Here is a 13503-nt window from a genome sequence, read left to right on the forward strand (position 1 = left end):
GGTGTGAATATCTATGGGCGTTTTGTGGCAAACCGAACCTGACAAGACTGCAACCCCCGCTGTCAGTCCTGACCCGTCTCCATTGCCAGATAGCCCACGTCAACGTCACCTGTGGTGGCGTCTGTTCTGGTTGCTGGTGGTGATCACTGTCGCGGCGCTGGCGTATGCGATGTACGCGGAAATGCGGACGTCGCGACTGCAGGCGCGCGAATTCAGCCGTTGGGCGGCGTCGCTGACCTACGAGCTGCAGCCGGGGCCAAGCGAAGCTATCGTCTATCCAGGCGAGGGCCCGTTCGACAAGCGCCTGGGCTACAGCGCCCTGGGCGATTTCATTCCACGCCTGCTCAAGCGCAATTACGTGGTCGAACGACAGACGCATTTTTCGCCGGCGCTGATGCGTTACGCCGGGCACGACCTGTTCGTGCCCTATCAGGAAAAACCCCAGGCCGGGCTGGTGATCACCGATTGCCGGGGCGACCCGTTGTACCTGTATCGCTACCCCCAGCAGCTCTACACCGAGTTCGCCCAGATTCCGCCAGTCATGGTCAACAGCCTGCTGTTCGTCGAGAACCGCGGCCTGCTCGACAGCCCCGAACCCCTGCTCAACCCTGCCGTGGATTGGCCGCGTTTTGCCAAGGCGGCCTGGTCGCAGGTAGCGAAGATGTTCGCCCTCCCCGGGCAGTCGGCCGGTGGCAGCACCCTGGCCACGCAATTGGAGAAGTATCGACACTCGCCCGACGGCCTGACCGGTTCCGGGCCGGAGAAGATTCGCCAGATGATCTCGGCCAGCGTGCGTGCCTATCAGGACGGTCCGCAGACCCTGGAGGCACGCCAGCGCGTCGTGCGCGACTACCTCAACAGCGTGCCGCTGTCGGCCGTGCCCGGCCATGGTGAAGTGCACGGCATGGCCGAAGGCTTGCGGGTCTGGTATGGCGCCGATTTCGAGCAGGTCAACCGCGCCCTCGCCAGCACCACCACCGACCCCGCCAGCGAAGCCGCGCGTGGGCTCGCCCTGCGCCAGGTACTGTCGCTGATGATCGCCCAGCGCCGTCCTTCGTACTTCCTCAACAAGGGCCATGACGACCTCGCCGAGCTGACCGACAGCCATATTCGCCTGCTGACCGCCAACGGTATCGTTGACCCGACCCTGGCCACCGCAGCCCTGGCCAGCCAGGTCATGTACCGCGATTGGGTGCAGGAGCCTACCTGGCAACCCAACGAGTCGAACAAGGGCATCAGCGTGGCGCGCAACCGCCTCTCGTCCATGCTTGACCGACCGTTGTACGACCTGGACCGGCTGGACCTCTCGGCCACCACCACCCTGCATGCCGATCTGCAGAAACAGGCCAGTGATTATCTGCGCCACCTTGCCGACCCGGCCTTCGCCCAGCAGATCGGCCTGATCGGCGAGCGCCTGCTGACCTCGGCCAGCACCCGAGAGGTCAGCTACAGCTTCACTCTGTTCGAACGGACGGCCGACGGCTCGCGGGTACGAGTGCAGACCGACAACACCGACCAGCCCTTCGACATCAACGAAGGCAGCAAGCTGGAGCTGGGGTCGACGGCCAAGATGCGCGTGCTCACCACCTACCTCGAGATCATTCACGAACTGCATGAGCGCTATGCCGGACAGACACCCGCGCAACTGCGCCAGGTGAAGATCGAAGAAGCCGATCGGCTGTCGCGCTGGGTACTCGACTACATGATCCAGAACCCCGGCGTCGATGCGCGGGCACTGCTCGGCGCCGCCCTGGAGCGCAAGTACTCGGCGAGCCCTGCCGAGAGTTTCTTCACCGGCGGCGGGATCCACACTTTCGGCAACTTTCGCCGCGAGGACAACGGCCGTATTCCCACGCTCAAGGAAGCGCTGCAGGAGTCCATCAACCTGCCCTTCATCCGCCTGATGCGCGACCTGGTGCGCTACAGCACCTACTCCGCGCCAAGCAACAGCGGGCAATTGCTCAGGGACGACGACGATCCGCGTCGCCAGGAATACCTGGCACGCTTCGCCGATCGCGAAGGCACGGAGTTCCTCCAGCGCTTCTGGAAGAAGTACCAGCGCAAGACCACCGAGCAGCGCCTGGAAACCTTCCTCGACGGCATGCGCCCTACCCCGCAGCGGCTGGCGGCCGTGCATCGCTACCTGTACCCCAATGCGCCCCAGGCGCAATTCGATCGCTTCGTGCGCGAGCACAGCAAGAGCGACAACGTCACCGACAAGCGCCTGAACGAGATGTACACCGGCTATGGCCCGGGCCGCTACAACCTGCCGGATCAGGGCTACATCGCGCGCGTCCACCCGCTGGACCTGTGGCTGCTGGGCTACCTGCTCAATCATCCGGACGCCAAGTTCGGCGAGGCGGGCGCGGCCAGCCGGTTCGAACGGCAGGAGGTTTACAGCTGGTTGTTCAACAGTCGCCACAAGCGCGCCCGCGACAATCGTATCCGCACCATGCTCGAGATCGAAGCGTTTACCGATATCCATCAGCGCTGGCAGCGCGTGGGTTATCCGTTCGATCATCTGGTGCCGTCGCTGGCAACCGCCATCGGCAGCTCAGGTGACCGCCCTGCGGCCTTGGCCGAGCTGATCGGCATCATTCAGAACGATGGCATCAAGCTGCCTACCGTGCGCATCGATACTCTTCATTTTGCTGCCGACACGCCCTACGAAACGCGGGTGATCAGCGATCCGGACCGCGGCAAGCGAGTCCTGCCCGCCGAGGTCGCGGCGGCCATGCGTGAGGCGCTGTCGCAGGTGGTGGACGCCGGCACCGCGCGGCGGGTATCGGGCAGTTTCAAGACCGATGACGGCACGGCGCTGGTGATGGGCGGCAAGACCGGCACCGGTGACAACCGCATTTCCAGCTTCGGTGCCGGGGGCCGGGTGATCAGCTCGAAGGCCATCAACCGTACCGCCACGTTCGTGTTCTTCATCGGCGAGAACCACTTCGGCACCTTGACCGCGTTCGTGCCGGGCAAGGCGGCGGAGGGCTTTCGCTTCACTTCGGCGCTTCCGGTGCAGGTGCTCAAGGGCATGGCTCCGATTCTCACTCCCTACCTGCAGCCGGGTGCACACACCCAGTGCAGTGCGCCCTTGCAGGCTGCACGTTGAATGGCAGGGCGCGCCGCGAACGAATTCATTCACGCGGGCCTGGCGGCGTAATAAGCTATGTCGATAGCCCCCCTATCGGACCAGGAGCCCCGCAATGAAGGCAGACAACCCATTCGGTATTCATCGTGTCATGCACGAGATCAAACGTCGCCGCCTGCAGGTGTTGCGTGTTGTGCAGCTCACCCCACGCATGCGCCGCATCACCCTCGGCGGCCCCGAGCTGGCCGGTTTCGTCAGCGAAGGCTGCGATGACCACATCAAGCTGATGTTCGCCACCACCCCGGAGCAGCAAGCGGCGCTCGACACCATGGTGCTGGGGGCGCCGACGCCCGAAGGTGCCAAGCCCGACATGCGCGACTACACCCCTCGCCGCTTCGACCTCGCGGCCGGCGAGCTGGACATCGACTTCGTCCTGCACGGCGACGGCCCTGCCGCGACCTGGGCCGCCCAGGCCCAGCCAGGTCAGTTCCTGCACATCGGCGGCCCACGCAGCTCGATGCATGTACCGGATGTGTTCGACGCCTACCTGCTGATCGGCGACGAAACGGCGATCCCTGCCATGGCGCGCCGTCTGGAAGAACTGTCGGCCAACCGTCGTGCGCTGCTGGTGGTCGAGGTGGAGAACGCCGACGAGCAGCAGCCGTTCGACAGCGCTGCGGCATTCGAGGTGATCTGGGTCGACCGTCGCCATGGCGACCTGCTGCAGACGGTCAGCGACCTGCGCCTGCCCGAAGGCGTGGTCTACGGCTGGATCGCGACCGAGGCGGGGCTCTCGCGCAAATTGCGGCGCGTGTTGCTCGACCAGCATGGGCTGAGCGAAGAGCAGATCAAGGCCGCCGGCTACTGGCGGCTCGAAGGTGACGACGGCGAGTGATGCTGGCGCCTGGTCGGTGCACGGGGGCGCCTAGCGCGCGCCCCGACGCCCCCACCAGTGGTCCACGGCCAACACCAGCATGGAGCAGCCAAGGAAGGCCATCAATACGCCCAGTGCATTCAACCAGACCTGCCCCATGCCCAGCTTCGAAACGTCCAGGAACGGATAAGGGTAGACGCCGATGCTCTGTCCACGCAGCAACAGGTAGGCGAAATACACCAGTGGATAGATCGCCCACGCCAGTACGTGCCACAGGCGCAGCGTACCTTTGGGCACGCAGAGTGCCCAATACAGCACGAAAGCGACCGGCAGCACATCGTGCAGCAACTCGTTGGCCAGCCATTGCCAGCCCTGGGGCTGCCACAGGTTGCGCAGCAACAGGCTGTAGGCCACGCCGACCACAACGATACTGACCATGACCCCACTGCTCACCGCGGGCCGCAGGCAGATACGCCGCCACTTCGAGTCGCACGTCGACACGTGAGCGGTCAACACGCCAGCCACTGCCGTATTGGTAAGAATGGTGAAGAAGCTGAAGAAATGCACCAGCCCACCCAGCAGGCTCGCTTCGATCTGCCAGCGCGACCACAGCACCAGGTACAGCTGCAGGGCCAGAGCAAACCAGGTGGCGGCCGCCGCCAGCGCAACCAACCGGCGTTCGCCAGGGATCAACGCTTGCCGCGCTGCAGTTGCACATAGAGCCGTTCGACTTTTTCCCGCGCCCAGGGCGTCTTGCGCAGGAAGGTCAGGCTCGACTTGATGCTCGGGTCGCTCTTGAAGCAGCGGATGTCGATCCGCTGCGCCAGCCCTTCCCATTGGTAATGCGCCACGAGCGCAATAAGGATCTGCTCCAGCGTTACGCCGTGCAGGGGGTTGTGTGTAGGCTCATGCATGCCAGGCTCCAGAAACGGCGGGGCAGAAGGTGCGCACCTTAACCAACGGGCACGGCGGCGCAAAGCTTTTATTGGGCGCTCGCCATCGGTCGCAGTGCCCATTGGGGCAGGCGCCGGACCGCGCCGTATGTGCGCGCCGCCTGCGGCAAGCCGCCGCACTGTTGCAGTTTCAGCAACTGACCCTCTTTCAAACCCGGCTTTAAAAGCATGGCCTCGAGCTATATCCTTTCGCCGCAACAAACTGAAACGTTTCACTTTTGAAAAATAACGAAGCGCTTCTCGAACAGCTTCGGACCCACCAGAAGAACTCTCTGCCAATGCCTCTTACTGCCCCCTCACGCCCCATGGCGTTTTTGCCGTTCACTGCCCTGCTCGCGTTGAGTGCTCTGGGCACCAGCCAAAGCGCTGTTGCCCTGCCCGCTTTCGATTCGCAGTCTCCGTTCATGTTCGGCGACTGGAACGGCACCCGCGGCGATCTTTCCGCCAAGGGTTACGATTTCAAGCTCGACTACACCGGCGAAGTCGGCAGCAACCTGCACGGCGGTTACAACCACGACCATGCCACGCGCTACAGCGACCAGTTTGCATTGGGTGTGCACATGGACCTGGAGAAGATCCTCGGTTGGCACGACGCCGAGTTCCAGCTCACCCTGACCGACCGTAACGGCGACAACATCAGCAACGACCGGATCAACGATCCGCGTGTCGGCGGTTTTACATCGGCGCAGGAAGTCTGGGGTCGCGGCAACATCACGCGGATCACCCAGCTGTGGTACCAGCAGAAGTTCTTCGACCAGCGCCTGGACATCAAGGCCGGTCGCTTCGGTGAAGGCGAAGAATTCAACAGCTTCCCGTGCGACTTCCAGAACCTGGCGTTCTGTGGCTCACAGGTGGGCAACTGGGTCGGCAGCGTCTGGTACAACTGGCCGGTGAGCCAGTGGGCATTGCGCATCAAGTACAACATCACGCCGCAGTTGTATGCCCAGGTCGGCATTTTCGAGCAGAACCCCTCGAACCTGGAGAACGACAACGGCTTCAAGCTCAGCGGAAGTGGTACCGAGGGCGCCATGCTGCCGGTCGAGCTGATCTGGAAGCCGACGTTCGGCGGGCTGCCGGGCGAGTACCGTGCCGGCTACTACTACAGCACCGCAGACGCCGACGACGTCTACAAGGACCGCAGCGGTCAGCCTGCTGCCATCACCGGCCAGGATTACCGCAGTGCATCCAGCCGCCACGGTTTCTGGCTGGGTGCCCAGCAACAGCTGACCCGTGTCGCCAGCGACAACTCGCGGGGCCTGAGCGTGTTCGCCAACGCCACCCTGCATGACAAGAAAACCAACGCCATCGACAACTACGTCCAGGCCGGCGTCGTCTACAAGGGTCTGTTCGATGCGCGTGCGCGCGATGACATCGGTTTCGCCGTGGCCAGGGTCCACGTCAACCCGGCGTATCGCAAGAACGCCGAGTGGCACAACCGTACCCTCGCGCTCAGCGATTACAACGATGCCGCGTACCTGCCGATCCAGGACACCGAGTACAGCGCCGAGCTCTATTACGGGGTTCACATGGCCAACTGGCTGGTGCTGCGACCGAACCTGCAGTACATCCGCCACCCGGGCGGCGTCAGCCACATCGACGACGCATTGATTGGCGGCTTGAAGATTCAAGCATCGTTCTGAAACTAAACGGCGCTGAAATACCCTTACACACACGAGCTCAGAAAAACTTGAACTCTGCTGAACCATTTGAACATGACGGAGAAAACTCACTATGAGCACTGACGGTGCTTTGCGTCGGTCGCGCCTGCTGCCCAAACTTCTGGGTATCGTGATGCTGCTGATGGGTCTGGCCTTGCTGGCCGGCGGTATCAAACTCGCCACCCTGGGTGGCTCGCTGTACTACTTGATCGCCGGTATCGGCGTAGGCTTCACCGGCGTGCTGCTGCTGCAGGGTCGTCGCTCGGCCATCGGCCTGTATGCAGCGGTATTGTTCGCCAGCACCGTCTGGTCGTTGTACGAAGTGGGTCTGGACTGGTGGCAACTAGTGCCGCGCCTGGCCCTGTGGTTTGCCTTGGGCGTGGTCCTGCTGCTGCCCTGGTTCCGCAAGCCACTGCTGCGCCAGCCTGCACCCAAGGCCACGGCTGCGCTGAGCATCGCCGTGGTTCTGGCGGGCCTCTGCGCACTGGCCAGCCAGTTCACCAACCCTGGTGAAATCAAAGGCGAGCTGGACCGCGAAACCGCCAACATGCCCAACACCGCACCGGCGATGCCCGACGGTGATTGGAACTCCTACGGTCGCAGTGCCCACGGCGATCGCTACTCGCCACTGGCGCAGATCACCCCGGAAAACGTCAGCAAGCTGACCCCGGCCTGGACCTACCGTACCGGCGACATCCCTGGCCCGAACGATCCGGGCGAGACCACTGCGGAGAACACCCCGCTCAAGGTCAACGGCATGCTTTACGTGTGCACGCCACACAGCCAGGTCATCGCCCTGGACCCGGACACCGGCAAGGAAATCTGGCGTTTCGACCCGAAGATCAGCACGCAGAACGCGCCGAACTTCAAGGGCTGGGCCCACATGACCTGCCGTGGCGTGTCGTATCACGATGACGCCGCCTACGCCGCCGCCAGCCCGGCCACCGACGCCACCGCACCTGCGGCTGCGCCGACTGCCTGCCCGAAGCGCATCTTCGTGCCGACTGCCGACACCCGTCTGATCGCTCTGAATGCCGACACTGGCAAGATGTGCGAAGACTTCGGCGACAAGGGCCAGATCGACCTGCGCGCCAACATCGGCGAGTTCGCTGCGGGTGGTTACTACTCCACTTCGCCACCGGCCGTTACCAAGAACCTGGTCGTGATCGGCGGCCACGTTACCGACAACGTTTCGGTGGACGAGCCTTCGGGCGTGATCCGCGCCTATGACGTGCACGACGGTCACCTGGTATGGAACTGGGACAGCGGCAACCCCGACGACACCACGCCGATCGCTGCGGGCCAGACCTATACCCGCAACTCGCCGAACATGTGGTCCATGTTCAGCGTCGATGAAAAGAACGGCATGCTGTACCTGCCCATGGGCAACCAGATGCCCGACCAGTGGGGCGGCAACCGCACTCCCGAGTCGGAGAAGTACAGCGCTGGCCTGACCGCGCTGGACATCGACACCGGCCATGTGAAGTGGACCTACCAGTTCACCCATCACGACCTGTGGGACATGGACGTGGGCGGCCAGCCTACCCTGATGGACCTCAAGACCGCCGATGGCGTTAAGCCGGCCGTGCTGGCCTCGACCAAGCAGGGCAGCATCTACGTGCTGAACCGCTTGACCGGCGAGCCGATCGTGCCGATCCACGAAGTGCCGGTGCCCCAGGGCGCGGTGGAAGGCGACCATACCTCGCCGACTCAACCAAAATCCGACCTCAACTTCATGCCACCGGTCATGCAAGAGCGCGACATGTGGGGTGTGACGCCATTCGACCAGATGCTGTGCCGGATCGACTTCAAGTCGCTGCGCTATGAAGGTCCGTTCACGCCACCTTCGCTGCAGGGCACCTTGGTGTACCCAGGCAACTTCGGCGTGTTCGACTGGGGTGGCCTGTCGGTCGACCCGGTGCGTCAGGTGGCGTTCGTCAACCCAAGCTACATGGCTTTCCGCTCCAAGCTGGTGCCTGCGGCAGAAGTGGCCGGCGGCCCTGGTCGCAAGAGCGAAACCGAGGGTGTGCAGCCCAACAAGGGCGCGCCGTACGGGGTGATCCTGGAGGCGCTGCTGTCGCCGATGGGCCTGCCTTGCCAGGCGCCTGCCTGGGGCTACGTGGCTGCGGTCGACTTGACCACTCACCAGACCATCTGGAAACACAAGAACGGTACCGTGCGCGACAGCTCGCCTGTGCCAATCCCGTTGAGCATGGGCGTGCCAAGCCTGGGTGGCGCTTTCACCACGGCCAGCGGCGTGTCGTTCCTCAGCGGTACGCTTGACCAGTACCTGCGCGCATACGATATCCGCAACGGCAAGCAGCTGTGGGAAGGTCGCCTGCCTGCAGGCGCACAGACCACGCCGATGACCTACACCGGCAAGGATGGCCGTCAGTATGTACTGGTGGTCGCTGGCGGGCATGGCTCGCTGGGTACCAAGCAGGGTGACTACGTGATGGCGTTTGCACTGCCTGAAAACAAGTGATGTCGATGTAATGAAAAACGGCTCCTTCGGGAGCCGTTTTTTTGAGTGTGTCAGTGACGACCATTCACCCCCCTACTTCTCGATCACCTCCCCCCGCTGCGCCGCCAACCGGGCCAACAACCGATTCTGCGCCGGCACCGGAACACCCTGGGCTTCCATGGCCTTGATCAGATCCTCCACCAGCGCGTTGAACTCGCTGCGGCTGATCTGCTGGCCCTTGTGCGCTTCGACCATGTCATCCCCGGTGTACTCGCACGGCCCGCCCGCCTCGACACAGAACTTGTCGATCAACTGCACACGCAGCAACTCGATGTTGACGTTGCGAAAGTGCGCCACGATCCGCTCATCCCGAGCCACGTTCAGCAACATCCCCTCCACAATCCGGCTGATCCCCGGTTTGCCACCCAGCGCCTGGTACAGGCTGTCGTCCTTGGCCGGCTGCTGGTGACCCGTGCAGGCACCCAACAGCAGGGCCATGCCCAGCACACACATGCGCATGTCAAAAACTCCCTTGCACGGACAGGTAGGTGCCGTTCTGGTTGTCCAGCGTGGCGATCTCGCCCAGTTTCGCGTAGGCCAGCACGATCGCCAGATGCTTGTTGGGGAAATACCCCAGGAACACATCCGCCCAGTCGCTTTCGCCGGCGAACGACAGGTTGTCCGGCTTCTCTCGGTACTCCACGCCCAACGCCCAGCGCGGGTTGAACAGCACGGCCAGCGAACCCTCCTTGAGCAGGCTGCGGCTGTCGCGGCGATCACCGCCGAAGCCCAACAGGCCCAGTTCGTTGGCGCGGCTGTAGCGCACTCCGCCATTGACCAGCAGGTTGTAGCCAAACGCCGCGCCCATGAACAGGCGACTGGCCGTCAGGTAACCCTCGACATCTTCGTCACGCTTGGCGCCGACCAGGCTGGGAATAAGGAAATCCTTCTGCCGCTTGTACGCCAGGCCCAGCGCCACCTGTGGCAGTTGGTCGTAGATCAGGTCACCGAACAGGCGCACCTTCACCCCGAAAACGTCCTGGCTGAGGCTGTCTTCGGGCAGCCCCAGCTTGTGCACCAGCGAGCCCAGGTCGAAGCGTTGTCGGGCGTAGGAGAATTCGATGCGATTGTCGTAGCTGGCGGCCATGCCTGCCACGTCGAGCCGGTAGTCCGGCAGGTCCACGCGGGTGGCAAATGCCGTGGCGCCCCACTCGCCCTGCTCGCCATAGCCGGCAAGCACGGCCCAGGGCGTGATCCCCCCACCGGCGGCGCCGTCGATACTGCTGGCTCCGCCGGTGGCCAACAAACGGCCCTCGTTGGCGTAGAGCGACGGTTGCCAGCACAAGGCCAGCGAGCACAACAACACGGCTTTTCGCATCATGACATCAGTGAACCACGGCAATTGAAATGGGCGAGGACTGCTGCATCCAGGCTTCGAAGGCGACAGCGGTCAGCGGCCGGCTGATCAGATAGCCCTGGGCGGTGTCGCAGTTCCAGCGTTCGAGCAAGCGCAGGCTGTGTTCGTATTCGACGCCCTCGGCCACCACTTTGAGGCCCAGGTTGTGGCTCATTTCGATGGTGGACCGCACGATCACCGCATCCTCGCTGGTTTCGTCGAGGTTGCGCACGAACGACTGGTCGATCTTGAGCTCCTGCACCGGCAGGCGCTTGAGGTGGGCCAGCGACGAATAGCCGGTACCGAAGTCGTCGACAGACAAGCTGATACCGCAGTCGCGCAGGCTGTTGAGCACCTTCAGCGCCTTCTCGGGCTCGCGCATGATCGCGCTTTCGGTGATCTCGAAAATCAACTGCTCGGCCGGTACCTGGTGCAGGCCGAGCAGGCGCACGACCCGCTCAGGCAGGTCGGACCCCAGCAGGTCGTCCGCCGAGATGTTCAGCGACAACTGCACGACCAAGCCGCGCGTGTTCCATTCGCTCAACTGTCGAATGCCTTCCTCGATCACCCACCGGGTCAGCGTCTGGATACTGCCGGTGCGCTCGGCCAGCTCGATGAATTCACCTGGCGAGACATTGCCCAACTGTGGATGCTGCCAACGCAGCAAGGCTTCGGCCTGGCGTACCTGCTTGTCGCGCAGGTCCAGCTTGGGCTGGTAGTGCAGGGACAACTCGTTGTTCGCGGCGGCCCGACGCAGGTCGCGGATCAGCCGCACCTGACGCTGGTGCGCAAGGTCACGACCGTGCTGATACACCTGCAGGCGACCCGGCATGTCGGCGGCGTCTTTCATCGCGATTGCCGAACGCGCCAGCAACTCCTCGGCGCTCAGGCCATCGGAGGGAAAGGCCGCGATGCCGATCCGGCAGTCGATGGCAACGTCGTGGCCACCGAAACGGTGGGGTTGCAGCAGCACCTGTTGCAGTTTGTCAGCCACCGCCACGGCGCTGTCGCTGTCGAGGTTTTCCAGCAGCAGGAGGAATTCGTCAGTGATCAGGTGCGCCACCGTGTCGCCGGGTCGCACCAGCTCCAGCAGGGTTTGCGCAACTTGCTGGAGCAGTTTGTCGACGAAGGTCGGTCCACCGCTTTCACTGAGTTCGCGCAGGTTATCGATACCGATGTACAGCAGTGCGATCGGTCGGTCGGCGGCAATGGCGCTGCCCAGGCGCTCCATCGCCAGCGTGCGGTTGGGCAAGCCAGTCAGCGCGTCGTGCAAGGCATTGTGAGCCAGCTGCAGCTCGCGCTCGGCGATCCCGGCCTGCATGCGACTGATGGCCTTGGCCAGCACGCCCAGTTCGTCGGTGCGGTCCAGCGGCACGTCGGTCTGGTAGTCGCCATGACCGATGCGCCCAGCGGCCCGCGCCAGGCTCTGCACCGGCAGCGAGACACTGCGCGCCAGCAGCAAGGCACCCACCAGGGAGGCCAGCAATGCGGCGAAGGCAATGCCGAAGATATTGCGATCCAGGGCGACGAACGCGCGCATCGCTTCATCCAGCGGGCTTTGCAGCAGTGCCATGACCTTTCCGCCCTCCGGGCCACTGCTGCTGGCCAGCAGCAAGGGCTGGCTGAGGTAGGTACGATCATTGTGTTCGGAAAGGGAAATGTGCTGCGCCGCCGATTCATTGACCTGCATCCATTGACTGATGCTGGCGGACAATTCGGTCGGCTGGGTGCTCACCAGCGTGCCGACCTTGCCGGCCTCGGTAGTCAGGAAGGACACCTGCAAGTTGGTCAGCGAGTGCAATTCCTGGGCAAGGGTCACATCCATGCTGAAACCCATCACCACCCGCGCGATCGGCAGCGGTGCCAGCACTGGCGCTTCCACTAGCAAGTGCGGCAGCCCCTGCAGCGGCACGAACAGCATCGACTGGCTGGTTCGGCGAGCTTCGCGCAGCGCCGTGTCATAGGGAAACACGCTGCCGGTGGGGACCTGGTCCACGGTACTGGCCAGGACACGACCGTCCATGCCCAACACGAACATGTCGGTGGCGCCGATGCGCGCGCCCTGGTTCTGCAGCGCCGAACGGATGGTCGGCGAGTCGCCACTGGACACCGCATCGCGGAAACCGAAGTCGGCGGCCAGCAACTGCACGCCGTCGCGCAGGCGCCGACCGCGCACATCCAGCAGACGCTCGAACACTCGCGTGCCCACTTGCAGCTGCTCGCGGGCCTGGGCGCGCACGGCATCGTTGGTAGCCACTTTCACGGCCACGGTCAACGCCCCCACTACCACCGACAGCAGCAGAATGAGTACGCAGGCGATGCGCGCCTGGAAACTATTGCGCAGCTTCACCGGCAGCCTTTTTGAATGCATCGCTGAACGCGCCGGTCGCCGGCTCCTGGGCCGCATCGTCCGCCGTTGCCTCGACCTTCAAAGTGTAGTTCTGCGTCATGGCCGTAGCCGTCATGTCGATCTCGCCTCCTGGCTGTACTTGCGCATCCACGCTGCGCGGATGCCACAGGCTCACGTGGTAGCGGCCTGCGGGTAATTGATCGAAACGCACGCGCCCCTGCTCGTCGCTGACGGCGAACCAGGGATCATCGGTGACATAGATATAGCCAAGCATCCAGTCGTGAATATTGCAACCCAGGACTACCACACCAGGCTTGTCGAACAACTCCGGCTTGCTCGGCGTGCCCTCATAGAGCCGCAGCTCGAAGCGCTTGGCGGGCGAAAAGGAATACACCTGATGGCGGATATTGTCGCTGTTGGGAAATGAAACCGAGGTACCGGTGGCCACGGCCAGCACGTGCGGCAGGTACTTCTGCGCGCGCTGGTCCATGACCGCCGTGGCCTGCCTGGATCCGGCGGCCGCCGGCCCTCCGGACAGGCTGAACACTGCGTCGGCCAGAGGCTTGCCGTCGGCCTGGGTGATACGTGCCTCGAAGGAGGCCGCGCTGACCCACGTACTGAGGACGAGACTGCCGAGCAAGGCGCCAAACCTGATCATGAAAATTTACCTGACGGATGAAAGTGTCGCCTGCCGCGGCCCACTTGGGCCACAAGCCC

At 63.6% G+C, this 13503-nt stretch carries 10 protein-coding genes; 4 read left to right on the forward strand and 6 right to left on the reverse strand.

The features are described from left to right. Positions 1 to 13: 13 nt before the first annotated feature. The gene (locus IFT80_RS19685) at positions 14 to 3112 is read left to right on the forward strand and encodes a transglycosylase domain-containing protein (RefSeq protein WP_192138133.1); all 3099 of its coding nucleotides are present in this window, start codon (positions 14 to 16) and stop codon (positions 3110 to 3112) included. 94 nt (positions 3113 to 3206) lie between these two features. Next, positions 3207 to 3986 carry a siderophore-interacting protein gene (locus IFT80_RS19690; protein WP_192138134.1) on the forward strand — a complete coding sequence of 260 codons (780 nt, stop codon included), beginning with the start codon at positions 3207 to 3209 and terminating at the stop codon, positions 3984 to 3986. Positions 3987 to 4016: 30 nt separating this feature from the next. Here the strand turns inward: IFT80_RS19690 and IFT80_RS19695 are convergent, their stop codons facing one another. Together IFT80_RS19695 and IFT80_RS19700 are read right to left on the reverse strand one after the other, a co-directional pair. Further along, positions 4017 to 4655, reverse strand: a complete 639-nt coding sequence (locus IFT80_RS19695; RefSeq protein WP_446731005.1) for a Pr6Pr family membrane protein — start codon at positions 4653 to 4655, stop codon at positions 4017 to 4019. Then, positions 4655 to 4879 carry a VF530 family protein gene (locus tag IFT80_RS19700; RefSeq protein ID WP_122476696.1) on the reverse strand — a complete coding sequence of 75 codons (225 nt, stop codon included), beginning with the start codon at positions 4877 to 4879 and terminating at the stop codon, positions 4655 to 4657. The genes IFT80_RS19695 and IFT80_RS19700 overlap by 1 nt, the downstream gene beginning before the upstream one ends. A gap of 317 nt (positions 4880 to 5196) precedes the next feature. Between IFT80_RS19700 and IFT80_RS19705 the strand changes: the two genes are divergently transcribed. Both IFT80_RS19705 and IFT80_RS19710 read left to right on the forward strand, forming a co-directional pair. Then, positions 5197 to 6558 carry a carbohydrate porin gene (locus IFT80_RS19705; protein ID WP_192057810.1) on the forward strand — a complete coding sequence of 454 codons (1362 nt, stop codon included), beginning with the start codon at positions 5197 to 5199 and terminating at the stop codon, positions 6556 to 6558. A 91-nt stretch (positions 6559 to 6649) separates the two neighbouring features. After that, complete coding sequence (locus IFT80_RS19710) at positions 6650 to 9061, forward strand: glucose/quinate/shikimate family membrane-bound PQQ-dependent dehydrogenase (protein WP_185794228.1); 2412 nt, start codon at positions 6650 to 6652, stop codon at positions 9059 to 9061. A gap of 72 nt (positions 9062 to 9133) precedes the next feature. On the opposite strand, the gene IFT80_RS19715 is transcribed toward IFT80_RS19710, so the two are convergent. From IFT80_RS19715 to IFT80_RS19730, 4 genes are read right to left on the reverse strand one after another with little or no spacing between them, the layout of a single operon-like run. After that, complete coding sequence (locus tag IFT80_RS19715; RefSeq protein ID WP_192052729.1) at positions 9134 to 9559, reverse strand: group I truncated hemoglobin; 426 nt, start codon at positions 9557 to 9559, stop codon at positions 9134 to 9136. A 1-nt stretch (position 9560) separates the two neighbouring features. Further along, a complete protein-coding gene (locus IFT80_RS19720; RefSeq protein WP_192138150.1) occupies positions 9561 to 10418 on the reverse strand; it encodes a DUF3034 family protein in 858 nt (285 codons plus the stop codon). Between the two features lie 7 nt (positions 10419 to 10425). Continuing rightward, the gene (locus tag IFT80_RS19725; RefSeq protein WP_122476702.1) at positions 10426 to 12786 is read right to left on the reverse strand and encodes a putative bifunctional diguanylate cyclase/phosphodiesterase; all 2361 of its coding nucleotides are present in this window, start codon (positions 12784 to 12786) and stop codon (positions 10426 to 10428) included. Then, entirely contained in the window at positions 12770 to 13444 is a 675-nt protein-coding gene (locus IFT80_RS19730; RefSeq protein ID WP_192138136.1) for a methylamine utilization protein, read from the reverse strand. The genes IFT80_RS19725 and IFT80_RS19730 overlap by 17 nt, the downstream gene beginning before the upstream one ends. Positions 13445 to 13503 lie beyond the last annotated feature (59 nt).

It is taken from the genome of Pseudomonas sp. CFBP 8771 (assembly GCF_014841695.1).
Classification (GTDB): Bacteria; Pseudomonadota; Gammaproteobacteria; order Pseudomonadales; family Pseudomonadaceae; genus Aquipseudomonas; species Aquipseudomonas baltica.